At 65.1% G+C, this 25139-nt stretch carries 24 protein-coding genes; 16 read left to right on the forward strand and 8 right to left on the reverse strand.

Annotated elements, in window-relative coordinates; genetic code table 11:
* Positions 1-262: 262 nt before the first annotated feature.
* Positions 263-1249: a hypothetical protein gene (locus tag MFM001_RS19685; RefSeq protein WP_116376951.1), complete on the forward strand. Its 987-nt coding sequence runs from the start codon at positions 263-265 to the stop codon at positions 1247-1249.
* A gap of 126 nt (positions 1250-1375) precedes the next feature.
* Here MFM001_RS19685 and MFM001_RS19690 read toward each other — a convergent pair whose 3' ends face one another.
* Positions 1376-1798, reverse strand: a complete 423-nt coding sequence (locus tag MFM001_RS19690; RefSeq protein ID WP_116376952.1) for a lipoprotein LpqH — start codon at positions 1796-1798, stop codon at positions 1376-1378.
* Between the two features lie 288 nt (positions 1799-2086).
* On the opposite strand from MFM001_RS19690, the gene MFM001_RS19700 reads away from it, so the two are divergent.
* The gene (locus MFM001_RS19700) at positions 2087-3160 is read left to right on the forward strand and encodes a dihydrodipicolinate reductase (protein ID WP_116376953.1); all 1074 of its coding nucleotides are present in this window, start codon (positions 2087-2089) and stop codon (positions 3158-3160) included.
* Here the strand turns inward: MFM001_RS19700 and MFM001_RS19705 are convergent.
* The 3 genes from MFM001_RS19705 to MFM001_RS19715 form a co-directional block, all read right to left on the reverse strand.
* Positions 3157-3999 (reverse strand): SDR family oxidoreductase, encoded by an 843-nt coding sequence (locus tag MFM001_RS19705; RefSeq protein ID WP_116376954.1) that lies wholly within the window; start codon positions 3997-3999, stop codon positions 3157-3159. The genes MFM001_RS19700 and MFM001_RS19705 overlap by 4 nt on opposite strands.
* 95 nt (positions 4000-4094) lie before the next feature.
* On the reverse strand, positions 4095-5384 hold the full coding sequence (locus tag MFM001_RS19710; protein WP_116376955.1) for a TetR/AcrR family transcriptional regulator: 1290 nt from the start codon (positions 5382-5384) through the stop codon (positions 4095-4097).
* Between the two features lie 91 nt (positions 5385-5475).
* A complete protein-coding gene (locus MFM001_RS19715) occupies positions 5476-6414 on the reverse strand; it encodes an SDR family NAD(P)-dependent oxidoreductase (RefSeq protein ID WP_116376956.1) in 939 nt (312 codons plus the stop codon).
* Between the two features lie 90 nt (positions 6415-6504).
* Here MFM001_RS19715 and MFM001_RS19720 point away from each other — a divergent pair, with 90 nt between their 5' ends.
* The 9 genes from MFM001_RS19720 (at position 6505) to MFM001_RS19765 (ending at position 17183) form a co-directional block, all read left to right on the forward strand.
* The gene (locus MFM001_RS19720; RefSeq protein WP_371685584.1) at positions 6505-8181 is read left to right on the forward strand and encodes a nitric oxide reductase activation protein NorD; all 1677 of its coding nucleotides are present in this window, start codon (positions 6505-6507) and stop codon (positions 8179-8181) included.
* On the forward strand, positions 8178-8993 hold the full coding sequence (locus MFM001_RS19725) for a CbbQ/NirQ/NorQ/GpvN family protein (protein WP_116376957.1): 816 nt from the start codon (positions 8178-8180) through the stop codon (positions 8991-8993). The genes MFM001_RS19720 and MFM001_RS19725 overlap by 4 nt, the downstream gene beginning before the upstream one ends.
* An 88-nt stretch (positions 8994-9081) precedes the next feature.
* Complete coding sequence (locus MFM001_RS19730; protein ID WP_116376958.1) at positions 9082-10194, forward strand: ABC transporter substrate-binding protein; 1113 nt, start codon at positions 9082-9084, stop codon at positions 10192-10194.
* Entirely contained in the window at positions 10195-11322 is a 1128-nt protein-coding gene (locus tag MFM001_RS19735; protein WP_238159304.1) for a spirocyclase AveC family protein, read from the forward strand. It begins immediately after the preceding gene.
* Positions 11315-12298 (forward strand): SDR family oxidoreductase, encoded by a 984-nt coding sequence (locus tag MFM001_RS19740; RefSeq protein WP_116376960.1) that lies wholly within the window; start codon positions 11315-11317, stop codon positions 12296-12298. The genes MFM001_RS19735 and MFM001_RS19740 overlap by 8 nt, the downstream gene beginning before the upstream one ends.
* Positions 12299-12300: 2 nt before the next feature.
* A complete protein-coding gene (locus MFM001_RS19745) occupies positions 12301-13518 on the forward strand; it encodes a cytochrome P450 (protein WP_116376961.1) in 1218 nt (405 codons plus the stop codon).
* Positions 13519-13610: 92 nt separating this feature from the next.
* On the forward strand, positions 13611-15095 hold the full coding sequence (locus tag MFM001_RS19750) for an aldehyde dehydrogenase family protein (protein WP_116376962.1): 1485 nt from the start codon (positions 13611-13613) through the stop codon (positions 15093-15095).
* Positions 15096-15161: 66 nt separating this feature from the next.
* Positions 15162-15815 carry a maleylpyruvate isomerase family mycothiol-dependent enzyme gene (locus tag MFM001_RS19755; RefSeq protein ID WP_116376963.1) on the forward strand — a complete coding sequence of 218 codons (654 nt, stop codon included), beginning with the start codon at positions 15162-15164 and terminating at the stop codon, positions 15813-15815.
* Between the two features lie 297 nt (positions 15816-16112).
* Complete coding sequence (locus tag MFM001_RS19765; RefSeq protein WP_116376964.1) at positions 16113-17183, forward strand: phosphotransferase family protein; 1071 nt, start codon at positions 16113-16115, stop codon at positions 17181-17183.
* Between the two features lie 87 nt (positions 17184-17270).
* Here MFM001_RS19765 and MFM001_RS19770 read toward each other — a convergent pair whose 3' ends face one another.
* On the reverse strand, positions 17271-18092 hold the full coding sequence (locus tag MFM001_RS19770) for a mycofactocin-coupled SDR family oxidoreductase (RefSeq protein ID WP_116376965.1): 822 nt from the start codon (positions 18090-18092) through the stop codon (positions 17271-17273).
* Positions 18089-19258: an acyl-CoA dehydrogenase family protein gene (locus MFM001_RS19775; protein ID WP_116377032.1), complete on the reverse strand. Its 1170-nt coding sequence runs from the start codon at positions 19256-19258 to the stop codon at positions 18089-18091. The genes MFM001_RS19770 and MFM001_RS19775 overlap by 4 nt, the downstream gene beginning before the upstream one ends.
* Before the next feature lie 51 nt (positions 19259-19309).
* Here MFM001_RS19775 and fabG point away from each other — a divergent pair, with 51 nt between their 5' ends.
* From fabG to MFM001_RS19800, 5 genes are read left to right on the forward strand one after another with little or no spacing between them, the layout of a single operon-like run.
* Positions 19310-20092 (forward strand): 3-oxoacyl-ACP reductase FabG, encoded by a 783-nt coding sequence (gene fabG / locus MFM001_RS19780; RefSeq protein ID WP_116376966.1) that lies wholly within the window; start codon positions 19310-19312, stop codon positions 20090-20092.
* Between the two features lie 2 nt (positions 20093-20094).
* Positions 20095-21300, forward strand: a complete 1206-nt coding sequence (locus MFM001_RS19785; protein WP_116376967.1) for an acetyl-CoA C-acetyltransferase — start codon at positions 20095-20097, stop codon at positions 21298-21300.
* Positions 21301-21302: 2 nt separating this feature from the next.
* On the forward strand, positions 21303-22490 hold the full coding sequence (locus MFM001_RS19790) for a CoA transferase (RefSeq protein WP_116376968.1): 1188 nt from the start codon (positions 21303-21305) through the stop codon (positions 22488-22490).
* Positions 22491-22502: 12 nt separating this feature from the next.
* On the forward strand, positions 22503-23696 hold the full coding sequence (locus MFM001_RS19795; RefSeq protein WP_116376969.1) for an acyl-CoA dehydrogenase family protein: 1194 nt from the start codon (positions 22503-22505) through the stop codon (positions 23694-23696).
* Entirely contained in the window at positions 23693-24376 is a 684-nt protein-coding gene (locus tag MFM001_RS19800; protein ID WP_116376970.1) for a GntR family transcriptional regulator, read from the forward strand. The genes MFM001_RS19795 and MFM001_RS19800 overlap by 4 nt, the downstream gene beginning before the upstream one ends.
* A gap of 5 nt (positions 24377-24381) precedes the next feature.
* On the opposite strand, the gene MFM001_RS19805 is transcribed toward MFM001_RS19800, so the two are convergent.
* Positions 24382-24819 (reverse strand): type II toxin-antitoxin system VapC family toxin, encoded by a 438-nt coding sequence (locus MFM001_RS19805; RefSeq protein WP_116376971.1) that lies wholly within the window; start codon positions 24817-24819, stop codon positions 24382-24384.
* The gene (locus MFM001_RS19810) at positions 24816-25136 is read right to left on the reverse strand and encodes a type II toxin-antitoxin system Phd/YefM family antitoxin (RefSeq protein WP_371685579.1); all 321 of its coding nucleotides are present in this window, start codon (positions 25134-25136) and stop codon (positions 24816-24818) included. Before MFM001_RS19810 ends, MFM001_RS19805 begins: the two co-directional genes overlap by 4 nt.
* Positions 25137-25139 lie beyond the last annotated feature (3 nt).

The raw sequence follows: 25139 nt of genomic DNA on the forward strand, positions 1-25139 counted from the left end.
AAGTCCCGGCTGCGGCGTAGCTCGCCTAACCAGTCCAAAAGCACGCAACTTGTGCAGACTTCTTGGCCAGAAACGAGCGGTTATCACGCCACTGTGAGGTCTATCGCAGTACGCTACATCCCGGTATCTCCGCGAAGGAGAGGGATCATGCAGTGGTTGCGGTGGTCTCCGAGAAAATAGCGGTCCGGATCGGCAGCCGCGGGCGGCGAGCGCGTCCGCGGAGACTGTCATTACCGCGGTACGGCGTTGGGACGCGACCGTGGTGAACTGGCAAGACAGTGCGACGGTGGCGTTCGCGATCCCACTGACGATCGGGCTGGCCGGCTTGGCTTTAGGCGTGATGGATTTCTTCAACGGCCCGAAGAAAGCGGTCGCGCGGCACCCGCGGCTCACGGCCGGCCCACCGAAACGCAACCGCTTATTGGGCGTCGACCATGCGAGGGCCCGGGCCGGGCGAAAGCTGTCGCAGCTGAAGTTGAGAGCCGAGGCGCGGAGCCAAGCACGAGCCGGCGCAGCAGAAGCCCGGGCCGATGAGGCTCGAGCGCGGGCAGGCGCGGCCGCAGCCGAAGCTCTGGCCGCCGAAGCCGGAATCCTGGCCGCCGAAGCCGAAGCTCTGGCCGCCGAGGCGCGGGCACAGATAGAAGCCGACGAGGCCGAAGCTCTCGCCGCAGAGGCGCGGTCGCGGGCAGAAGCGGCCGAAGCCGAAGCCGCGGCCGCTGAGGCGCGGGCGCAAGCAGCAGCCCGCGACGCTGAAGTTCTGGCCGTCCAGGCGCGGGCGCGAGCGCGGGCGCGGGTGGAAGCCGCCGAAGCTGAAGCTGTCGCTGCCCGGGCGCGGTCGCGGGCAGAAGCCGCCGAAGCCGAAGCTGCAGCCGCTGAGGCCCGGGCGCGAGCAGGAGCTGGCGAAGCTGAAGCTTTGGCCGCCGAGCTGCGGGCCCGCGCAGAAGTCGTTGAAGCCCAAGCTCTCTCGGCCCAGACCCGGGCGCGGACAGCAGCGCGCGAAGCCGAAGCTCTGGCCACCGAGGCGCGGACGCGAGCCCGGGCACGGGCAGGGGCCGCCGAAGCGGAAGCCGTGGCCGCCGAGGCGCGGGCGCGAGCAGAAGCCGCCGAAGCGGAAGCCGTGGCCGCCGAGGCGCGGGCGCGAGCAGAAGCCGGGGAAGCCGAAGCTCTGGCTGCCGAGGCGCGGGCACGGGCGATCAGGCTGCGGCGTGAAGCGGAAGCCAGTTCCAAGCGGCTTCTTCCGCCCGATTAAGTACGGCCGCCCTCAGCGATTGCGACCGCCGCGCTGGACGAGCCAGAGGCTTAACAGGACCGAGGCGATCACAGCGATGCTGAGCAGGATGGGACTTGTCATCGCAGTAAATCTATCCGGTGGTGGTCAACAACTCACTTCGATCTTGAAGTCAGCCGTAGCCGGTGTGTTGACGTCGTTCGGGTCAGTCCCCTGGGCAGTACCGGTGATGGTGTAGGTATCGCCGGCAAAAGCAGCCTTGGCCTTGCCAACTCCGGCGTCCGCAACGCCGGTGAAGCCGTCGAAGTTGTCGATGTGCACGGACTCAGGTTTGGGCTTCTCCGCATCGAGTCGCACGACCGCCTGGACGTGTGCAGGCGCCGCGCCGATGTCAGCGGTCAGCAGCCACTGCACCTGGCTACAGGAAACGGCGTGTGACGTCCGAGTGGTGTTGTTGACGGTGATCCGAGCCGTTTTCTGCGGCACCTTCTCCGAGCGCATGAAGCAACCCGAAGTGCCCAGCACCACCACCGAAGCCGTCACCGCGGCCGCGACGAACCGGGTTTTCACCGGCCACCTCCATTTCACGGGTTCGTCGCACGTCTTTCTACCAGTGCGCCGTCACTTTGGGCGGGTTCTTGGCGGAATCGGAAGGCCGTGAACTGACCGCCTGGAACAAAGATTAGGTTATAGTCTGCGTGGCTCGTGATCGACCCAAGGAAGCGAGGAATACCAGCACTTCGCTGTCGACATGCGATCGCGCGGACGGCTGCTGCCGCTCTGCGGAGGTCTGCCGCCGAGGCTGGCGTGGCCTTATCTCGAGCGCGCGGCCGCGGCGTCAACGCAGTAAGGAGAAACATGACCGTGAGGCCAACTCGAGTCGTCGTCTGGGCAACCGGAGGCGTCGGTTCCATTGCCATCGACGCGATTCGACGCCGCCCGGACCTCGAACTTGTTGGGGTGTGGGTACATTCGCCGGACAAGGTCGGACGCGACGCGGGCGAGCTCGCCGGTGGCGCGGCCATCGGTGTCGCGGCGACCAATGACGCCGAGGCGCTTATCGCGTTGCGCCCGGACTGCGTCGTGTACACCGCGAGCGGTCCGCAACGTGATGCCGGTGCGGTGCCCGATTATCTGCGCTTGCTCGAGGCGGGAATCAATGTGGCGTCGACGTCGTCCACCAGCTTGGTCTACCCACCCGCCTACTTTCACGCCGAGTGGCGCGACCAACTCGAGGCGGCCGCCAAATCCGGAAACGCCTCGTTCTACGTCTCCGGAATCTTTCCCGGATTCGGCTCGGATCAGCTTGCGCTTGTGTTGTCGACGCAGTCGAAAACAATTCGTGCCGTGAAGGTTTCGGAGATAGCGCTCAACGATCACTATCCGGTTGCCGACGTGATGATGGACGGGATGGGGTTCGGTCGTCCGCTCGACTTCGAACCGATGTTGAGCACGCCGGGCTTCATCGAGATGGCTTGGAGCGCACCAATTCGTCTGATAGCCGAGGGCTTAGGTGTGGAGGTGCAAGAGACTCGCGGCACGCTCGACCGCCGTCTGACGCACCGCGACATCGAGGTGGCCTTCGGGACGATCAAGGCAGAAACATGCGGGGCGGTGTCCACACGTGCGGCTGGCGTCGTCGACGGCCGCGAAGCGATCGTGATCGAACACGTCATTCGGATGGCGCGCGACGTGGCGCCAGACTGGCCGAACTCAGACTGCGACGCTACCTACCGCGTCGACATCGAAGGCGAGCCCGACATCCATTGCTCGATGACACTGGGGGAGGCCGAAGGCCACGGCGCCGGCCGGGGCGCGATGACGGCCACCGCCATGCGCGTCGTCAACGCCATCCCCTATGTGGTGGATGCGCCTGCGGGGCTTTTGAGTTCGCTGGACTTGCCGATCACGTTGCCCCGCCACGCGCTCTAGGTGAGCGAAACGCGGCCCATGATCAGATCCATGATGGGCTTTCCGGGCGGGAATGCTCCGGTGAGCGAGGACATCACGTGGCCGTTGTCGACGAGCAGGGTGATACCGCTGATGCCGCTGGCCGCCTGGCTGTTGAGGAAGACCATGGTGTTGGCCATCTGCTCGGGAGTGTGGACTCCGCAGCCGGTGGCGTCCCGGTAGTCCTGGGCGAAGGTGAGCCACAGGTCGGCGTTGGCGCGGGCCAGCGGCGTGTCGGTGGGGCCGGGGCAGATGGCGTTGATGCGCACGCCCTCTTTCAACAGGTCGAAGGCCTGGGTCGCCACGTAGGCGTTGATGGCCTTTTTGCTGAAGCCGTAGTGGATGATGCCCTCCGGCTCGTGGGCCGCGACCCAGGCATCGGCCGATTCGTAGTCAGGCGTGGCCAAGAACTCCTGAAGCAGCGGCAAGTCGTTCTCCCAGCCCATCCCGGCGACCGAGGAGATGAAGCAGATTGCCGAACCGCGCGAAAGCTTGCCATCGGCCCGAACCCGGTCGATGAGATGACGATGACCGATGAAGTTGACTCTCATCAGCTTTGGCCCGTCGGCAACACCGGCGGCCGAGAAGATTGCGTCGATGGGCCCCTCGACCTGGTCGATCGCGGAGTCGATCGAGGATCGGTCGGACAGATCCACGCTCACCTCGCGGGCAGCCTCATACGAGACCGGCGCATAGTCCATCACGATCACCTCGGCACCGAGCGCCGCTGCCGTCTGGGCGGCGGCTGCCCCCATGCCGGTGGCGCCACCCACGACGAGCACTCGCTTGCCGTCGTACCGGAATTGCTCGATGCCGGTCATTGCTCTCCCTCTTCTCTTGGCCCGCCACTCTGCGGACACGCAAAAACTCTACGGGGAACATATTTTTGGTTCAATACCCGATTTAGGGCGGGTGGTTAGCCGGTGTCCCGCTGTGCGACGCCACGCACGACCGTGTCGCGGGCATGGATCAGTGCCGCGCTCTTGCCCTGGTCGCGCACGATGTTTTCGGGCATCCAAATGACATCCATCACGCATCGGGCCAGCATCTCGATGGATGGAGTTTCGACACGGATGTCGCCCGAGCGAATCCCTTCGGACAGCAGTGTTTTGAGTTGCCGCAGGCGTGTGGTGAACAGCAGGCCGGGATTCGGAGTATCGGGCGGGGACTGCCGCATCCAGGCTAGCTGAATCTTCCACTCATCCGGGAACTGATCCAGCGCGTTGATGTTGACCCAGGCCAGCGCGTCCAATTTCTCGATCGGTGTCGCGTCCGCGCGAAGGACGTTGACGAAGCCGCCGCCGGCTTTCTTGCCGAACGACTCCATGATCGACGCAAGCAACTCGTCCTTCGAGCCGATCAGCCGATAGACGGTCCCGGTGCCCAGACCCGCCGCCGAGGCGATGTCGCGGACGGTGGTGACCTCATATCCTTTGCGGCCGAACTCGGCTCGGGCGACCGCCCGGACATGTGCCGCTTTGTCGTTGGCCTCGGAATCGGTCTCCGGCCATGTCTTGATCGCCGCCTCCGCAGCCGCAAATGCACTGGAGCGATCCAACTCTTGATCGCTGTGCTGGTGGCTGGCCAGCCCCTGCAGCATGATGCGGCACAGCAGCGCGGCGGCCTGATCGGCGGCCGCGGTGTGGCGTATGACGTCCAGACCGACGTGCATCATCGATTGGCACAACCGGTCCGCCAGCGTCGGAAGATCGATGTCCGCCCGGATGTAGCCGCTCCACCTGCCGGCACGCAGGGTTTGCAGCATCGCCTGTTGCACGGCGGTGGGGGGATGACGAAGCAGTTCCACCAGCTCGCGATTTGCGCTCGGCGCCTCGTAGAACGACATCTGCAGGGCCGCGCGGTGCGCCACGGCGCAGCGCGCTATCGCCGACCCCAGCTCGGTGATCGTTTCGGAGACCGGCCGCGAGCCCGGTTCGTCCAATTTCTGATATGCGGTGTCGCCGATGCGTTCCAGATCGGCGTAATACCGCCGGACCAGCTCGACCAGGATCGCTTCTTTGGACTCGAAATGGTGATACAAGCTTCCCGGCAGAATGCCCGCCGCGTCGGCGATTTCCTGCAGCGAGGTGCGCAACCCGGAGGAGGCGATCAGCGACGCGGCGGTTTGAAGGATCTCGGTGCGGCGCGTCCCGTCGTCGTAGGCGCCGTTGGAGGTTGCCGCCCCGGCTGGTTGCTGGCGCCCCACGTCACCTCCACAGCTTCCCGCAAGAGGGCCTTCTGACCGAATGTTTGGTTAAACGCTACCAGACAGTAGCTACTTTGCCGGGGGTCTGGCGTCACTGCGAGAATACGTCGATGCCCAGCCGCGCGCAGACGCCGAACACCTCCTCGAAAATCGACGCGGGCACCGTGAACGGTTCTGTCGCAGTCACTTCGGGTAGATGTGCCGCGATGTCGTCGGCGGTGGGGTTACTGCCAGGTTCGGCGAGCCAGCCTTCACCGAGGCCAACGAAGACCCTCGCGAACCGGCCGGCGCAGGCCGAGTAGTTCTGATGGGTGAACCCACAGGCCCGGCTGGCCAGGTAGACGACGACCGGCACGACGAGCTCCGGCTGAATCACCTTCAGAAAACCGGTCTGCTCGAGCGCCTTGGGGTCGCCGACGGTTTCGGTGACCATCCGGGAAAACCCGAACGGCAACACCGTATTAGCGCGGATCCCGTGCGGTTCGCCCTCGATGGCGATCACGTTCGCCAGCCCGACCAGTCCGGCCTTGGCGGCGGCGTAGTGCGCTTCCAGCGGTTGCCCGAACATTCCGCCGGACGACGAGATGAACACAAACCGGCCGTAACCCGCCGATTTCATCACTCGATATGCCGGCTGACTCAAATAGAAGCCGCCGTCCAAGTGGACACTGAGCATGCGCCGCCAGTCATCGGCCGACAGCTCCTCGAACGGGATGCTGGTGAAAATGCCGGCATTGCTGACCACTGCGTCCAGGCGGCCGAATCGCTCGACCGCCGACGCGACGATGGCTTCGCCGCCCTCCGGGCTGTCCACCGAGTCGTGCGACGCCACCGCTGTGCCGCCGGCGGCCTCGATCTCGGCGACAACCTGGTCGGCCACCACGGTGTCGGCGCCGTCGCCGTGCATGGAGCCGCCGAGGTCGTTGACCACCACTGACGCACCGCGCCGGGCTAACTCGAGCGCGTAGAGGCGACCGAGTCCGCGGCCGGCACCGGTGACGATCACGACTTGCTCGGTGAAATCGATCATGCCTGGCACCACCTGAGTTGATTGACTGCGGACAGCACGGACTCTAGGGTGGAACAGATATTTGGTCAACAATTGGCGGTGAGAGAGTCGTTGGCGAACCACACTGCAACCGATGCCCTGCAGCGGTGGAGCATGCTGGCGTCTGCGGTTGCCGGCCGCAGCGTCGACGTGGCGGCAACCGGCGCCGGTGAGCCGGCGTGGACGGACGGCAAGACGATATTTCTCGACGCCGACGTCGGCCCGCGCCACCAGTTACGGTCCGTAGCGGTTCAAGCGTGCCTTCTGGCAGCGGGAAGCCTGGAGCCGGCCGTCATGCGCCGGCTCGGCCGGCGGCCTGCCCTGACCGCGCGATACCTTGCGATAGAAGGACATCGGGCGCTCGCAGCCAACGAGGAATTGCTGCCGGCAGCGGTGTCTTTGCTCGTTGACCGCGACATGGCGGCCCGCAGCGACTCGCCGGCATGCTCGCTGGCACTGGCAAGCAGCCGTGCGGTCGGCAGCGAGCCACCGGCAGTATTCGGAGCTATTTACCCTCGAAAGCTGTTGGCTGCCAGCAAGAGCCGAACGAAAGACCCATCCGGTACGCATGTTGCTCGACAACAGCAGCGCAGGCCCTTGGCAGAGCTCGAGGACTCCGACCCGGAAGACATCGCGGACTTGTTCTCCAGCCCGGTCGGCGGCGGAGGTGCTCTCGGCCGGTGGCTGAAAAAGATGCTGGCTCCGGTGCGTCGGCTCAACGGCAATGGACCACCGGGTGCGGACGCACCGACGCACCGATTGCGGTCGGGCATGCGTGGCGGTGGCTCTGCCGTCGTATCGAACATGACCGCTGGCGTCGACGAGTACGACCTTGCCGGCGAGGTTGCTGGAATCAACTACCCCGAGTGGGACTTTCGCCGCATGCAATATCGGCCGGACTGGTGCACCGTGCAGGAAGTCGCGCCTCGACCCAGCGACGGCGCGTCGATCAGCGTGGCCGACGGGTACCGGTTGCGTCGGGCACTCGCCCGGCTCGCGGTGGGTCTGGATCGATATCACCGCCAGGTTCAGGGCGACGACGTCGATATCGATGCGGCGGTCGAGGCGCGGGTGGAGACCATCGCCGGATCAGCGCCCGACGAAGCGGTCTACGTCGACAGTCTGCGTCGCCGCCGCGACCTTTCCGTCCTGATCCTCCTTGACATCTCGGGTTCGTCGGCCGAACCGGGATCGATCGGCCATACCGTGCACGAGCAGCAGCGCACAGCGGCTGCCGCATTGACGGGGGCGTTGCACGATCTGGGAGATCGGGTGGCGTTGTACGGTTTTCATTCCCAAGGGCGGTCGGCGGTGCATCTCTTACCGGTGAAGCGGTTCGACGATGACCTCGACGCCCTGGCGATGCGGCGTCTATCCGGGCTGACACCCGGCGGCTATTCGAGATTGGGGGCCGCGATCAGGCATGGCGCCGCGGTATTGGAAAGTCGGGGTGGCACTCCGCGGCGGTTATTGGTCGTGCTGTCCGACGGGTTGGCCTACGACCACGGTTACGAACGCGACTACGGCGCGGCTGATGCGCGCCGCGCGCTGGCCGAGGCTCGTCGGCGGGGCACCGGCTGCCTGTGCTTGACCATCGGTGCCGCTACCGACGTTGCCGAGCTGCAGCGAGTATTCGGCAGCGCCGCGCATGTCACTATTCCGCGGCTCGAGCAACTGAACCAACTGATCGGCCCGCTGTTCCGGTCAGCACTGGCCTCAGCAGACCTTCGACGACGGATGGTGGCATGACTAGCCAAAAGCACGCGCCACGGCCCTACTACGTGCCTGTCGGCAACGAGGAGCATGTGTTCAAAGCGGCGTTCCGGCAAGGGTTGTCGGTGGTGCTCAAGGGCCCCACCGGTTGCGGGAAGACCCGCTTCGTGGAGGCAATGGCCTACGACCTGAACCGGCCGCTCATCACCGTGGCGTGCCATGACGACTTGACGACGGCCGACTTGGTGGGCCGATTTCTGCTGCGCGGCGGCGAAACCGAGTGGGTCGACGGGCCGTTGACGCGCGCGGTACGTGAGGGTGCCATCTGCTACCTCGACGAGGTGGTGGAGGCCCGCCAGGACACCACAGTGGTGCTGCACCCGCTGGCCGACCACCGCCGCCAGCTTCCCATAGAGCGGCTGGGGACGACGCTGGATGCGGCGCCCGGCTTCTGCCTGGTGGTCTCCTATAACCCGGGATACCAAAGCGTTTTGAAGGATCTCAAAGACTCCACACGCCAACGCATGGTGGCCATCGAGTTCGGATTTCCCACACCGGACGTCGAGGAGAAAATCGTTGCCTGCGAGGCGGGCGTCGATCACGAGACCGCAGTTGAGCTGGTGCGGTTCGGGCAGGCGATTAGGCGACTGGACACCGCGGGACTGCGCGAGGTGGCCTCGACCCGGGTGCTGATCGCCGCCGGGCGATTGATCGCCGAGGGACTGAGCGCACGCGAAGCGGCCCGGGCGGCCATCGCGGGGCCGCTCACCGACGACGCCGCAGTGACCAGCGGCCTGGACAAGATGATCGACGTGTATCTGCCCGGGCAAGGCGGACACGATGATTGACGACCGGACGCCAGCCGCGCTAGGGTCTGAACAAATTTTAGGTTCCACTGTGGGACGGCGGCCGTAGCGCTGCACCAATGGAGGTGAGATGTCCTACGAGAGCACCGCAGAGCCGATCAAGATCGGCTACCTGATGGACTTCCGGCTGCCCGAAGGGTTTCCGAAGACATATTTCGAAGACCTCACGCAGCCCTTCGATTTGGTCTTCAAGCAAGCCGCCGAACAAGGCCTGCTCGACCGGCCCATCGAGATCATCTACCGCGAGGTGGAAGGTCTGCCGAAGGGATCGGTCAAGGCGGTTATCGACGCCTATGGCGAACTGTGCGACGAGGGATGCCTGGCCGTCTTCGGTCCGAACATCACCGACAACGTGGTCCCTACCCGGGAGGCCATCGAGGAACGCTTCAAGGTGCCGGCGATCAGCGTCACCGGATCCGATGCTGCGCTGGGGGAGTGGGTCTTCTCGTTCCCGATGGGATCGCTGACCGACGAGCCGATCTTCTGGTCGGACCTGCTGGCCAAGGGCGGGCACACCGAGGTGGGCGTTCTCGTCGAACAATCGCTGGTGGGCAAGACCTATCTGGAGAACTTCCGTAAAGCCTGCCAGCGCAAAGGTATTCGCATCGTTGCCGAGGCAGCCATCGCGCAGACGGCCCAGGACGTAAGCGAGGCAGTCCGAACAGTTCACGACGCCAAGCCCAGCGCGCTGGTGCACTGCGGCTTTGGGTTCGGGATTGTCTTCATCAACCCGGCACTCGAGGCGCTGGACTGGAATCCGCCCCGATTCACCAGCACCGCGTTCCAGAACGCCTGGCTCAACCCGATCATGTGGAACGGGTTCATGGGCTGGACCGGCGTGGACCAGTACGACGAGGGCAACATGGTCGGGCAGAAGTTCCTCGACGAATACCACGAGGCGTACGGGCGGCGCCCGGAATGGTGTGTGCCCGTTGTCAACCGCGATGTCGCGATGACATTGGTGCGCGCATTGAGCGACGCGCATCCGTTGAGCCCGCGCGGGGTCAAGGAAGCCCTCGAGCGGGTGAAGATGATGCCTGCCGCCTCCGGCGCACCAGGCACCCGGGTGTCGTTCGGGAACTGGACCCGTCGCGCCTGGATGGGCGCCGGTTACCTGGTGGCGCGCAAGCTCGATCCCGACGGCGTCAACTCCCATCTCGTCGACCGCTTCGGAGAGGAATAACTGATGACCGCCGAGCAGACAGCGCCGTCCGCCGCAGCACCGACAGCCGAGCCCAGACGAGGATCGCCCTGGACCTGGGTATGGGTAGTAGCCGCACTAAGCGTGCTCGGATTCCTTCTTGCCAATGCCCGCACGGGTTTGGAGTCCGACCGGGTTCGTAACCCGGATGTCACCGGGACACCGCGACCAGTGCCAGTGCTGTTCGGCTTCCAACACTGGCTCGGGGTACTAGAGGCGTTCACGGTCGTCGTGATGGCCCTCATCGCCGTCACCTACGTGGTGGCGTGGCGCCGACACCCGTATCACCCGGTGTTGTTGATGGGCATCGTCACGACGCTGATCGTCTGGCAGGACCCCATCATGAACTGGGCGCCGTTCGCCGTTTACAACCCGCAGTTGCATCACCTGCCCGAGGATTGGCCACTGGTGTCACTGTCACCGACGGTCGAGCCGCTGCTGGTCCTGGGCTACATCATGTTCTACCTGGGGCCCTACTTCCCGGGCATCTGGCTGCTGCGCCGGATCCAGGCGCGTCGGCCCGTCGATTCCTTCGTGTGGCGCCATCCCTTGATCAGCCTGGCGATCTGCATCCTCCCGTTCGGGATGGTGCTCGACGCGGCACTGGAGATCACCCTGGTTCAAACCGGGATGTACATCTATTCCCAGGTCCCGATCGGGTCGATCTTCGTCGGCCAGACCCACCAATTCCCCTTCATCATCGAGATATTGGCGGTCAACTTCGTGATGGTGCCGGCCGGGGTGCTACTCTACCGCGACGACACCGGCCGCACCGTGGCCGAGAAATTGGCGCAGCGGGCGAAAATCTTCGCCAGCCGTCCTACCCTCGGCATGTTCGTGGTGATGCTGGTCCTGATCAACGTCGGCTACTTCTGCTACGGCGGTACGTTCGCCCTGGTGAAAATGGCGCACCTGTCACGTACCGTCGCCTGCCCGTGGCCGTACCCTGAAGCCAAAATCTATGACCCACAAGGCTTCTACGAGAAGGAGGGCCAGCCCGGTCCGTACTCGGTGGGCATCTGGTCGACCTGGTTGAGCGGTCAACCCAACGGACGCCCGAACGTCGAGCCACCGGCCGACGGCGGACGGTGTGGACCGGGCAATGGGTGATCCGCGCAGCGTCGTCATCACCGGTGCATCGCGCGGCCTGGGGTTCGCATCGGCCGTGCGCTTGTATCGCGAGGGATGGCGCGTAGTCGCGACGATGCGGACACCCGATGTGGGGCTTCCGCTTCTGCGAGAGGCGACAGGGGCGGTCGACGACCGGTTGATCGGCGTGCAGTTGGACTTGTTGGACAGCGCGTCGATTACCGCTGCGGCCAAGGCGATTGAAGAGGCCGTCGGGGCGCCCTACGCGCTTGTGCACAACGCCGGGATCTCCGCCGCCGGGATGGTGGAGGAGACTGATATGGCGTCGTGGCAGAGGCTATTCGCCACCAGCGTTCTGGGCCCCGTCGCGTTGACTCAGGCTCTGCTTCCGGCGATGCGGGTGGCGGGCGAGGGACGCATCGTGCTGGTATCCAGCGCGGCCGGGGTACGCGGTCAGCCTGCCACCGCGCCGTATTCGGCGGCCAAGGGAGCATTGGAGCGCTGGGGTGAGTCGATGGCGTGCGAGATCGCGCCGTTCGGGCTCGGTGTCACGGTCTTGGTGGCCGGCACCTATGACACCGAGATCATCACCGACGCGGGCACCACCGACGACCGCGACTTAGCCGGCCCGTACGCCCGGCTGCACCACACGATGAACACCCGCGGACGGTTCGCTATGCGTCTTGCCAGACCACCGGAGCGGTTCAGCGACGGCCTGCTCAAGGCACTGGACGACCGGGCGCCGTTCCGTCGCCGCGGTGTCGGCCCGGATGCCTCGATGCTGTTGGCTCTCAACAGGATTCTCCCGTCGTCAGGCATGCATCACTTGTCGCGGATCGTGCTCGGCATACCCAGGCAGGGATCAATGCGAGGCGGGGCATGGCCGTTGACGACGGCCCAAAAGGGGATGGTGTTCGCGACGCGTGTTATTCCGGCGCCGGTGATGCAACGCCTGGCGTCGTTGGCGGCCAAGCGCCGCAAGGGAACTGAAGGGTAACAATGGAGCAGCTTTTCGACGACCTGGAAGACTTCGGCGCCTTCGACGACGCGATATCCGGTGATGTGCGTGACCCCTACACCGAATTGGCGCGGCTGCGCCGCGAGGAGCCGGTGCAGCGACTCGAGACGTCGGGAGCGTTGCCGCACGAGGAATCGCTGCCGATGTTCATCGTGTATCGCCACGAGGATATCCAGGCGATGCTGCGCGACAACGAGACGTTCTCGTCGGCGGCCGTCATCGCGGCGTTCGGCCCTGTGCTAGGTGAAGGCGTCATGCTCGGGATGGACGAGCCCATCCATGGCCGGCTGCGGTCGCTCGTGTCAAAGGCGTTCTCGCAGAAGTCATTGGCGCGTTGGCAGGACGAGTTGGTCGGCCGGGTGGCCAATAGCCTGATCGACAACTTTGCGGCCAACGGCAAGGCGGATCTGGTCAAGGAATTCACCTTCGACTACCCGAGCCAGGTCATCGCGGGACTGCTGGGTCTGCCGGAAAAGGACTACCCACAGTTCCAGCGGTGGTCGATTTCGCTGCTGAGTTGGCTGATGAACCCGGAACGGGGGCTCGCGGCCTCGGCCGCCCTGTGCGACTACTTCGCGCCGATACTCGAGGCCCGGCGGGCCGAGCCGCGCGACGACCTGATCAGCGCGCTCGCTGCGGCCGAGATCGACGGACAGAAGCTCGCGGACGAGGAGATCTTCTCGTTCCTTCGACTGCTGCTGCCCGCCGGCGTCGAGACGACCTATCGGGCGCTGGGCAGCCTGCTTTTGGCGCTGCTGTCCGACCCGGCACAGTTGGATGCCATCCGCGCGGATCGGTCGCTGCTGCCGCAGGCGATCGAGGAGGGTGTGCGGTGGGAATCACCGTTGCTGACCATTACCCGGGTGGCGACTCGCGACACCGAACTCGGCGGCGTGGCGATCCCGGCCGGTGCGACAGTGATGCCGATGCTCGGTTCGGCGAACCGGCAAGAGGATCGCTACCCCGATCCGGACAAGTTCGACATCCACCGAGAGGCCCGGGCGCACCTGGGCTGGGGCCACGGTGTGCACGTGTGCCTCGGAATGCATCTGGCACGGCTCGAAATGCGCACGGCCATCAACCTTTTACTCGATCGGCTGCCGAATCTCCGACTAGACCCGGACGCTGATGACCCGCACATCCGCGGCCAGGTTTTCCGATCGCCGACGTCGGTCCCTGTTCTCTTCGACCCCCAATAGTCGGCCCCGCAAAGGCCGCACCTTGCCAATCGGTTAGTTTCCAGTAAGGCTCTCTGTAGGGCCCTCTGACGAGTGAGAAGAGAGTGACAGACATGACTGAGGCTGTAAAGGTCCGCTTCGAGTCCAAGATGATGATCGACGGCAAGCTCGTCGACGGCCAGGCCGGCACGTTCACCAACATCAATCCGGCGACCGAAGAGTCGATCGGCGAGGTGGCCGATGCGTCGAAGGAGGACATGCACCGGGCCATCGACGCCGCCCGGCGGGCTTTCGACGAGAGCGATTGGTCGACCAACCGCGAGCTGCGCAAGCGCTGCCTGTTGCAGCTGCACGACGCGATCGAAGATGAGAAGGAAGAACTGCGGGAGGAACTCATCCTCGAAGTTGGCTCTCCCCGGGCGATCACGTTCGGCCCGCAGCTGGACGCCCCGCTGGCCGACGGCCTGAAGTATCCCGCCAGGCTGATCGACGAGTACGCCTGGGAAACCGACCTCGGCGACAGGGTTATCAGCCTCACCGGCACCAACACGTCCATCAAGGTCTGGCGGGAGCCGGTCGGCGTCGTGGGCGCGATCGTGCCGTGGAACTTCCCGTTCGAGGTCACCCTCAACAAGCTCGGCCAGGCACTGGGAACCGGCAACACCGTGGTGCTCAAGCCCGCGCCCAACACCCCGTTCAACGCCACCCGGCTGGGCCGGTTGATCGCCGAAAAGACCGACATTCCGGCGGGTGTCGTCAACGTCGTCACCGCCTCGGATCACTTTGTGGGCGAAGAACTCACGCTGTCGCCAAAAGTTGACCTGATTTCGTTCACCGGGTCCACCGTGGTCGGCCAGCGGATCATGGAAAAGGGCGCCGCGACCATGAAGCGGTTGTTCCTCGAGCTCGGCGGCAAGTCGGCCACGATTGTCTTGGAGGACGCCGACTTCGGGCTGGCGTGCGCAATTGGCATCGCGCCATGCATGCACGCCGGGCAGGGTTGCGCCAACCCCACCCGGATGCTGCTGCCACAGTCCCGCTACGACGAGGGCGTGGAGATCCTCAAAGGCATCTACGAGAACGTCACGTGTGGCGACCCGCAGGATCCGGGAACCCTCTGTGGTCCGGTGATCTCGGAAAAGCAGCGCGACCGCGTGATGGGCTACATTCGCAAGGGCGTCGAAGAGGGCGCCACGGCCCTGGTAGGCGGCCCTGACGCACCGACCGGCTTCGACAAGGGATACTTTGTCCGCCCAACACTTTTCACCGATGTCGACAATTCGATGACTATCGCCCAGGAAGAGATCTTCGGCCCGGTCCTCTCCGTCATTCCCTTCGACGACGAAGAGGACGCCATCCGGATCGCCAACGACAGCATGTACGGGTTGGCAGGCAACGTGATGTCGGGCTCGCTGGAACGTTCACTAGCGGTGGCGCGCAGGATCCGGGCCGGCTTCATCGGTGTCAACGGCGGCGCTCCCTACGGCGCCGACACGCCGTTCGGCGGATACAAGTACAGCGGGGTGGGCCGGCAGAACGGCGTCGCCGGGTTCGACCAGTACACCGAGATCAAGTCTGTGGGATACCCCGCGGGCTGAGGGTTGTAGACGGATGGGGCTTCCGAAATCAGCTGTGGCGCCAGGACTTCGAGAACGACATAGGAAATGACCGGAGAAGCGGCAGCCAAGTACGAACCGGTTTTCGCGGCTGTCGCGAACGAGCGACGCAAGGTAGCAAGCCTGCTTGACGGCCTCGACGACGCACAGCTGGGGACGCCGAGCCTCTGCGCAAGTTGGGACGTCAAGACGGTAGCCGCCCATATCGTCAGTACAGTCACCGACGGTACGTCGACATTTCTACGGCTTGCACTACGTCGTAGAAGCATGGCTCGCGCGATCGACGAGCTGGCGCGACGTGGTGCGCGATTGCCGGCTGCCCAAATCGCTGCCAACCTGCGTCGGTGCGCAGATCGCCAAATTAGTCCGCCGTTGTTCGGGCCCGTGGACCCGCTCGCGGACATCTTGGTCCATAGTGGTGACATCAGAATCCCACTCGGTCTGCCATTCGAGCCCGACCCGCAGTTAGCAGCGTTGGCAATGGATTTCCTGACGGGCACGTGGCCGTTTGGCTTCGTTCCATTAGGCCGACTGCGTGGAATCCGATTGCGTGCGACTGATGTTCCTCGAGTCTGGAGGAGCGGAGCAGAGATTCGTGGGCCAGTTTCGGCCTTGATGATGGCTGTCTGCGGACGTACCGCTCTGCTGAGCCTGCTCGACGGGCCCGGGTTGCCGCGATTATGTCAGCGGTTGTCTGGATGAGCGCTTGTATTTCGTGCGTTTCTCCTCGGCCGGTCCAATGCGCGCGAGCATGTGGCTTTCGGACGTGGCTCGCGCCCGGGCGCACCGTTGGCTCGACCTGAAGGGCGAATCTCGCTCAACCGCATTGTCGACCGGATGTCCGACATCGCGATCTGAGAGGCGGCGCATTGCTCGCCGGACGCACGGCACTACACCTACGAAACCGACCTAGCAGATGCGCGGCCTGACCGAGCTGCATCTGGAATTCCATCAGATCCGGTGACCACCGCTCTTGCCGTATGCCTTACAGTTACGTCGATGGCCATACCCCGCTACCCGGACGACGTCACCTGCGAGTGGCTGTCGGCGGTCCTCAGCAGCGACCGTGGCGCACGCGTCGAGGTATCGGCCGTCGACGTCACCGCCATCGGTACCGGTCAGACCGGGGCGACCTACCGGGTGTCGGCGCGCTACGCGAGCAATCCTGGTGGCCTGCCGGATACCTTTGTGATCAAGCTACCGGCCCAAGACGATACGGTGCGCGACCGCGTCACGATCGGCTACCGCAGCGAATGCGCGTTCTACTCCGCGGTGGCCGACCGGGTGCGGGTACCGGTGCCGCGATGCTTCTACAGCGAGATCACCGACGACGCGATGGACTATGCCTTGCTGCTGGCGGATCAAGCGCCCGCGGTGCAGGGCGACCAACTCGCCGGCTGCGGCGAGCAGGAGGCACGGCTGGCCGTCACCGCGCTGGCCGGCCTGCACGGGCCCAGCTGGTGCGACCCGGTCTGGCTGGATTTCCCGGGAATTGCTTTCGCGCGGCCCGACGAAGCGTCGGCCCAGGGTCTCGGTGAGGTCGCGCGGATGAGTGCGGACATCACGCTGGACAAGCTCGGCGATCGGATGAGCACGGTCGACCGGGAAACCTTCACCACTGCAATGGGTTTGGTGACGCCGTGGCTGCTGGCCGAGCGGGACAGGTTCGCGCTGTTGCACGGCGACTACCGCCTGGACAACATGCTGTTCGATCGCGAGGCCAACACGGTCAGCGTGGTCGACTGGCAGACGCTCGGCATCGGGCTGCCCGCGCGCGATCTCGCGTACTTCACCGCCACCAGCCTCAAGCCGGAACTACGCGCAGAAATCGAAACGGGTCTCGTCGACGAATACCATCGGGCACTGATCGACTACGGCGTCACAGACTATGACCGCGAAACCTGTTGGCGCGATTACCGACTCGGCATGCCGCAAGCGCTGTTGATCTCTGCCTTAGGGTTCGCGTTCGCCACCGCCACCGACCGCGGTGACGAGATGGTGCTGACCATGCTGGCGCGCGGCTGCCAAGCGATCCGCGACCTGGGCACACTGGACCTGATCGGGGGGTAACTCCTCTACCGCGAGCGTGCATAGAATGCCGGGATTTTCGGCGTGTCGACGTACAAATACGCACGCTCGCGAGGGAGGAGAAGGGGATCAGTACTGCGTGGAGCCCTGATCGACCGGAATCGCCGCCGCAGTGACATTGCGAGATTCGTCGCTGGCCAGCCAGCAGACCGCGTCGGCGATGTCTTCCGGCTCGGCAACCCAACTCGGCAGGAACGGCGTAATCATGGTCATCAGCTGGGGATTGGCTTCGCTGGCCTTTCCCATTGCGGCGAGCATGTCCCCTGTTCCCATCGCCGTGTTGACCGGACCAGGGTGCACGCTGTTGACCCGAATCGAATGCTTGCCGAGTTCCGCGGCGAACGCACGGGCCATCCCGGTCACGGCATGCTTACTGGCCGTGTAGTGGACCATGTACGGCTGCATTTTGAGGCCTGCCGCGGAGCTGATCAAGATGATCGACCCACCGCGGCCCCCATCGATGATCTTTTGCGCACCGGCCATCACGGTATTCCACGTACCAGTCACGTTGACGTCCATGACATCCCGAAAGTCCTCGGGAGTGATGTCGTTCCAAGCCTGCGGAGCCGAGATGCCGGCGTTGGCGACGATGACGTCCAGCCGCCCCAGCGTGGCCACACCGTCGTCAACCGTCTCCCGCAGCCCGTCGAAGTCACGGACGTCGATTTCGGTGACCAGGATTCGACGACCGGTGGCCTCGACTAGTCGTACCGTTTCGGCCAGGTCTTCGGGAGTCGCCGAATCGTAAGGGACGCAAGACGGTAGCTTGCCGGCAACGTCGACCGCGATGATGTCGGCGCCCTCGCGGGCCATCCGCACGGCGTGCGCGCGGCCTTGACCGCGGGCCGCCCCGGTAATGAACGCCACCTTGCCCGCGAGTCGACCGGTCATGCGCGTTGTCCCTTCGAAGCCGCTCTCACCAGATTCGACCCGACGATCAGGCGCTGAATCTCACTGGTTCCTTCGTAAAGTCGTAGCAGGCGAACGTCGCGGTAGATCCGCTCCACCGGCACCTCACGCATGTAGCCGCTGCCGCCGTGAATCTGCACGGCGAGATCTGCGACCTTGCCGGCCATTTCGGTGCAATACAGCTTTGCTGCCGATGGTGCGATCCGGCGGTCCTGGTCGGTGATCCACAACCGGGCGGCCTCGCGAACCAGTGCGCGCCCGGCCATCACGCCGGTCTGCTGGTCGGCGAGCATCGCCTGCACCAACTGGAAGTTGCCGATCGGCGTGCCGCCCTGTGTCGCGGTGGCCGCGTAGGTCACCGATTCGTCGAGTGCCCGCTGCGCCGTTCCCACGGCGAGCGCGGCAATGTGGATCCGGCCGCGTGCCAGCGACGTCATCGCCGCCCGATAACCGAGGTCTTCGCTGCCGCCCACCAGCGCGCCGGCCGGCACATGCACGTCGCTGAGACCTACGTCGGCCGTCCAGGCGCCCTCCTGGCCCATCTTCGCGTCCTTGGTGCCGACCTGGACACCGGGTGTGTCGGCAGGGACCAGGAACACCGCGATGCCAGGCCCGGCGTCGTCGGCCGGCCGGGTGCGGGCGAACACCACGAACAAATCGGCGACCGGCGCATTGGTGATGAAACGCTTCTCTCCGGAAATCACCCAATTGTCGCCGTCGCGAACGGCTTTGGTGCGCAAGCCTGCGGGGTTGGATCCGGCCCCGGCCTCGGTCAACGCGAAGGATGCGACCACCTCGCCGGAGGCCATCGCGGCCAGCCAGCGGGACTTCTGCTCGTCGGTGCCGAACCCGACCAGGACCTGACCGGCGATGCCGTTGTTGGTGCCGAACATCGAGCGCAACGCCAAAGACGTGTAGCCGAGCTCCATCGCGAGCTCGACATCCTGCGCCAGGTTCAGGCCGAGCCCACCCCATTCCTGGGGGATGGCGTACCCGAACAAGCCCATCTGCCTGGCCTGGTCGCGCAGGTCGTCGGGCACCCGGTCGTTGGCCAGGATTTCCTGCTCGCGCGGGACGACGGCGGTGCGGACGAACTCGCGGGTCTGCGCGAGGATCTGCTGGAAGTCGTCGTCGTCGACGGTCGTCATCTGCGCCGCTCCTTCCGGGCCGCTACCGGGAGGGATCATATATGAAATAGGATGTCTGAGATTACGGAGGGTCGATGGGAGGACGGTGATCAGGTGTCGTTGCTGACCGGTCAGACGGCGGTCGTCACAGGCGGCGCGCAGGGATTGGGATTCGCCATCGCCGAACGATTCGTCGCCGAGGGTGCGCGGGTGGTGCTCGGCGACGTGAATCTCGAGGCGACCGAGGCAGCGGCGAAGCGCCTCGGCGGCGACGAGGTTGCGCTGGCCGTGCGCTGCGACGTCACCGCGGCGGCTGACGTCGACACGCTCATCGGAAGGGCTGTGGAGCGGTTCGGCGGACTGGACATCATGGTCAACAACGCCGGGATCACCCGTGACGCGACGATGCGCAAGATGACCGAGGATCAGTTCGACGAGGTGATCGCGGTGCATCTGAAGGGGACCTGGAACGGCACCCGCAAGGCGGCGGCGATCATGCGGGAGAACAAGCGTGGCGCCATCGTGAACATGTCGTCGCTGTCGGGCAAGGTCGGGCTGGTCGGGCAGACCAACTACTCGGCGGCTAAGGCCGGCATCGTGGGCATGACCAAGGCCGCGGCCAAGGAGTTGGCTCACCTCGGTGTTCGCGTCAACGCCATTGCGCCCGGCTTGATCCGCTCCGCGATGACTGAGGCTATGCCGCAACGTATTTGGGACGAGAAGGTGGCCGAGGTGCCGATGGGCCGCGCGGGTGAGCCGGCCGAGGTGGCCAACGTCGCGCTATTCCTGGCATCGGACCTCTCGTCGTACATGACCGGGACCGTGCTCGAGGTAACCGGCGGGAGGTTCATGTAGCCATGCGCCACGCCGTGATTTGCGAACCGGTGCGCACGCCGATCGGCCGCTACGGCGGGATGTTCAAGTCGCTGACCGCCGTCGACCTTGGTGTCGCCGCGCTGAAGGGGCTGCTGGACCGAACCGGCATTCCGCGCGAATCGGTGCAGGACGTCATCCTCGGGCACTGCTATCCCAGCAGCGAGGCACCGGCGATTGGGCGCGTGGTGGCGCTGGATGCCGGCTTGCCGGTCACGGTGCCCGGCATGCAGGTCGACCGCCGCTGCGGCTCGGGCCTGCAGGCGGTCATCCAGGCCTGTCTGCAAATTTCCAGCGGCGACAGCGATCTCGTCATCGCCGGCGGTGCGGAGAGCATGAGCAATGTCGTGTTCTACTCCACCGACATGCGCTGGGGCGGCGCCCGAACCGGCATCCGGGTGCACGACGGGCTCGCTCGCGGGCGCACCACCGCCGGCGGTCGGCACTACCCTGTACCGGGCGGCATGTTGGAGACGGCCGAGAACCTGCGCCGCGAGTACGGCATTTCGCGACACGAGCAAGACGAGCTCGCGGTGACGTCGCATCAGCGGGCGGTGGCCGCGCAGAAGAACGGCATCCTGGCCGAGGAGATCATTCCCGTGCCGGTGCGTGACGAGCTGATCGACACCGACGAGCACCCGCGCGCCGATACCACGGTGGAGTCACTGGCCAAGCTCAAACCCGTTCTGCTGGCTGACGATCCGGAGGCGACTGTGACCGCCGGCAATGCCAGCGGTCAAAACGACGCGGCGTCGATGTGTGTGGTGACGACACCGGAAAAGGCGAACGAGCTGGGGCTGACGCCGCTGGTGCGGCTGGTGTCGTGGGGAGTTGCGGCGGTGCCGCCCCACGTGATGGGCATCGGTCCGGTGCCGGCGACCGAGGTGGCGCTCGCCAAAGCGGGGCTGCAGCTGAGCGATATCGACCTGATCGAACTCAACGAGGCCTTCGCCGCGCAAGCACTTGCGGTGATGCAGGAGTGGGGGTTCACGGCGGCCGACCGTGAGCGGACTAATGTGCACGGTTCCGGGATTTCATTGGGCCATCCGGTCGGCGCGACGGGCGGGCGGATGCTGGCCACGCTGGCACGGGAACTCAATCGACGCGGGGCCCGCTACGGCCTGGAGACCATGTGCATCGGCGGCGGCCAGGGCCTGGCCGCGGTGTTCGAACGGGTTGCGTCCCAGTGAATATGCCGTTGACGGATCTCACCGTCGTCGAGGTGTCCAGCTTCGTCGCCGCGCCGCTGTGCGGAATGACGCTGGGCCAGCTGGGCGCCGAGGTGATCCGGGTCGACCCCATCGGCGGCGCTTCCGACGTGCATCGCTGGCCGCTGGCCGCCAGTGGGGCGTCGATCTACTGGACCGGGCTGAACAAGGGAAAGCGCTCGGCCACAATCGATTTGCGATCCGTCGACGGTCAGCAGCTGGTGCAGCGGTTGATCGTCGAGGGCGACGGCGTCGCGGTGACCAACGCTGCGGGACTGTCCTGGCTGTCGTATGAGACCCTCGTTGCGCTGCGCCCTGACGTGATCCATGTGCAGTTGCTCGGCCGCGGTGACGGGTCCACGGGCGTGGACTACACGGTCAATGCGGCCACGGGATACCCGTTGGTGACCGGCCCGCCCAATCACGCCGGCCCGATCAATCATGTGCTGCCGGCCTGGGACGTGTGCTGCGGACTGTACGCCGCGTTGGCGGTGACGGCCGCGGTGCGCCGTCGCGACCAAACCGGGGCGGGCGCTCAAATCAGCATTGCGCTCGAAGATGTCGCACTGGCCACCGCGGGCAATCTGGGCTTGCTGACCGAACCTCAAGTCAACGGCACCCAGCGGCAACGGCTCGGCAATGCCATCTATGGGCAGTACGGCCAGGATTTCACCAGCCGCGACGGCGTGGCATTCATGGTCGTGACACTGACCGGACGTCACCTCCGCGATCTGGTCGAGGTAACCGGAACCGGTGCCGCCGTGTCGGCGTTGTCCGAGGCTCTGGGGGTCGACTTCAGCGACGAGGGCGAGCGCTACCGGTATCGGGATGTGCTGAGCGGGTTGTTCGCCACCTGGTTCGCAGAGCGAACCGCGGCGGAGATCACCGAGGCGCTGTCGGCGACCACCGTGCTCTACGAGCGCTACCGCACCTTCGCCGAGGTCGCCGAAGACGAAAAGGTGACGGCAAATCCGTTGTTTTCGCGTCTGCACCAAGACGGGCTCGGCGACTATCTCGCTCCGGGCATGCCGGCCGCTCTTGACGGTCACCACCCGACGAGCAAGCCCGCACCTGCACTGGGACACGACACTGCCGACGTGCTGACCGAGCGGCTCGGGTTGAGTGCCGCCGACATCGAGCGGCTGACAACCGCGAAAACCATTGCCTGCTAGGAGAGGTATGTCATGACCAAGCTCGCCCAGACGGTTGGTCTCACCGAGTTCCAGACCGAGATCGTCGCGACGGTGCGGCAATTCGTGGACAAGGAAGTCATCCCCAATGCGCCGGAGCTAGAACGCACCGACAGCTATCCGCAGGACATCGTCGACAAAATGCGGGAGATGGGCCTGTTCGGCCTGATGATCCCCGCCGAGTACGGCGGACTGGGCGAGTCACTGCTGACCTATGCGTTGTGTGTCGAGGAGCTGGCGCGCGGCTGGATGAGCATCTCGGGGGTGCTCAATACGCACTTCATCGTGGCCTACATGCTCCGCCAGCACGGCACCGACGCGCAGAAGCAGCGGCTACTGCCACGGATGGCGACCGGGGAAGTGCGAGGGGCGTTTTCGATGTCCGAGCCGGAGTTGGGATCCGACGTAGCGGCGATCCGTACCCGGGCCGAACGCAATGCCGACGGCACCTACACGATCAACGGCCAGAAAATGTGGCTGACCAACGGCGGCAGCTCGACGCTGGTGGCGACGTTGGTGCGCACCGACGAAGGAGCCGACACGCCGCATCGCAATCTGACGGCTTTTCTCATCGAAAAGCCGGTCGGGTTCGGCGAAGTGGCACCCGGCCTGGTAATACCTGGCAAGATCGACAAGCTCGGTTACAAGGGCATCGACACCACCGAGTTCATCTTCGACGGGTATGTGGCCAGCGCCGACGACATCCTCGGGGGCGTTCCAGGACAGGGTTTCTATCAGATGATGGACGGCATCGAAGTGGGCCGGGTCAACGTGTCGGCGCGGGCATGCGGGGTGGCGCTGCGGGCGTTCGAGCTTGCGGTGCGCTATGCGCAGCAGCGCCACACTTTCGGAAAGCCGATCGCCGACCATCAGGCTATCGCGTTCCAAATAGCCGAAATGGCAACCAAAGTCGAGGCCGCACATCTGATGATGGTCAACGCTGCCCGGCTGAAAGACTCCGGCGAGCGCAACGACGTCGCCGCGGGTATGGCGAAGTATCTGGCCAGCGAGTTCTGCTCGGAGGTCACCCAGCAGAGCTTCCGCATTCACGGCGGCTACGGATACTCCAAGGAGTACGAGATCGAGCGGCTGATGCGCGACGCTCCGTTTCTGCTCATCGGCGAGGGAACCAGCGAGATCCAGAAGCAGATCATCAGCAAGCGACTCCTGGCCGAGTACCGAATATGAGCATTCCGGAATTCGCTGCGCGGCCGCAGCTGTCCGAAGACGTTGCGCGCTATGTTCGCAAGCGGATTTTCGACGGCACCTACTCGGCGGGGGAGTACGTGCGTCTGGATCAGTTGGCCGCTGAGTTGGGTATCAGCGTCACCCCGGTGCGTGAGGCGCTGTTCGAGCTGCGCGCCGAAGGGCTACTGGCACAACAGCCCCGCCGCGGTTTTGTGGTGTTGCCGGTCACGGGACGCGATCTCGCCGACGTCGCCAACGTCCAGGCACACGTCGGCGGTGAGCTTGCCGCACGCGCAGCGGTCAACATCGACGAGGACCAGCTGCGCGAGCTCAAGGAAATCCAGGCACAGCTGGAGGATGCCTATGCCGGTGGCGACGACGAGCTGACCGTTCGGCTCAATCACGACTTCCACCGGGCAATCAACGTCGCCGCCGATTCACCGAAGCTCGCTCAGTTGATGTCCCAGATCACCCGCTACGCACCGGAATCGGTGTTTCCGACCATCCCGGGCTGGCCGGCCCAGTCGATCAAAGACCACCGCCGAGTGCTGGCCGCGCTGGCGAAACATGACGCGGAACTGGCCCGCAAAGCGATGTCCGAGCACCTCGCCGCCGGGGCAAAGCCATTGATCGAGCACCTCGTCGAGCACGGGGTCGTCGACGAAACCAACAACTCATGAGCGCCCTATGCCGTCGGCTCCCGGTTGGTGTCGTAGGTTGCCATGCCGACCTCCAACCATGCGTTCAGCAGCTGTTGGTCTCCCGACGCGGCGACGACATCGTCGTCATCGAGTTGCTCCGCCGACGCACAGTGCACAGCGTCGTACCCGCGCAGCGAAAGACGGTGCACCAGTTCGGCCGCTCGAGCGACGATCTGCTCGTCCACCTCGATGACGTCCAGCTCTGACCACATCTGGTCCAGACGCCGACGCGCTCGGATGTGCGTGCCCTGACTGAGACGTCTCATTCTTCGCGCTTGCGCCAGCGCCGCAGCGGCTTCCAGGTAAAGCAGCCTCGACGACACGACGACGTCGGCGCTGTCCCAGAATCGCCGGCACGATTCGCTGGTTGGCTCACCGACCAGCAAGGGTACGAACGCCGAGGTGTCCAGATAGCCGATCACCTACGCTGCTCGCCGATAAGGTCACTGACCGTTCCACCCGCGGTCAAGGGGGCCGGGGCGGGTTGTTTACGCTTCCGCGCGCGCTGGATACGACCCTCCTCGCGGAGTTGCTCTAGCTTCGTCGGGCGTTGCACCGGCACGATGCGCGCGATCGGACGTCCGTGATCCGTCACCGTTACTGTCCGACCTTCGCGAACTTCCGCCAAGTGCCGGCTCAGCTGGTCACGCAGCTCCCGAACACCGACTTCCATGCCCGCCCCGCCTCTCAAAGTGGCGATTTCTTGTAAGTGTATTATAGCCACAAGATCGTCAGGCATGCT

It is taken from the genome of Mycobacterium sp. MFM001, from assembly GCF_003402475.1.
GTDB lineage: Bacteria > Actinomycetota > Actinomycetes > Mycobacteriales > Mycobacteriaceae > Mycobacterium.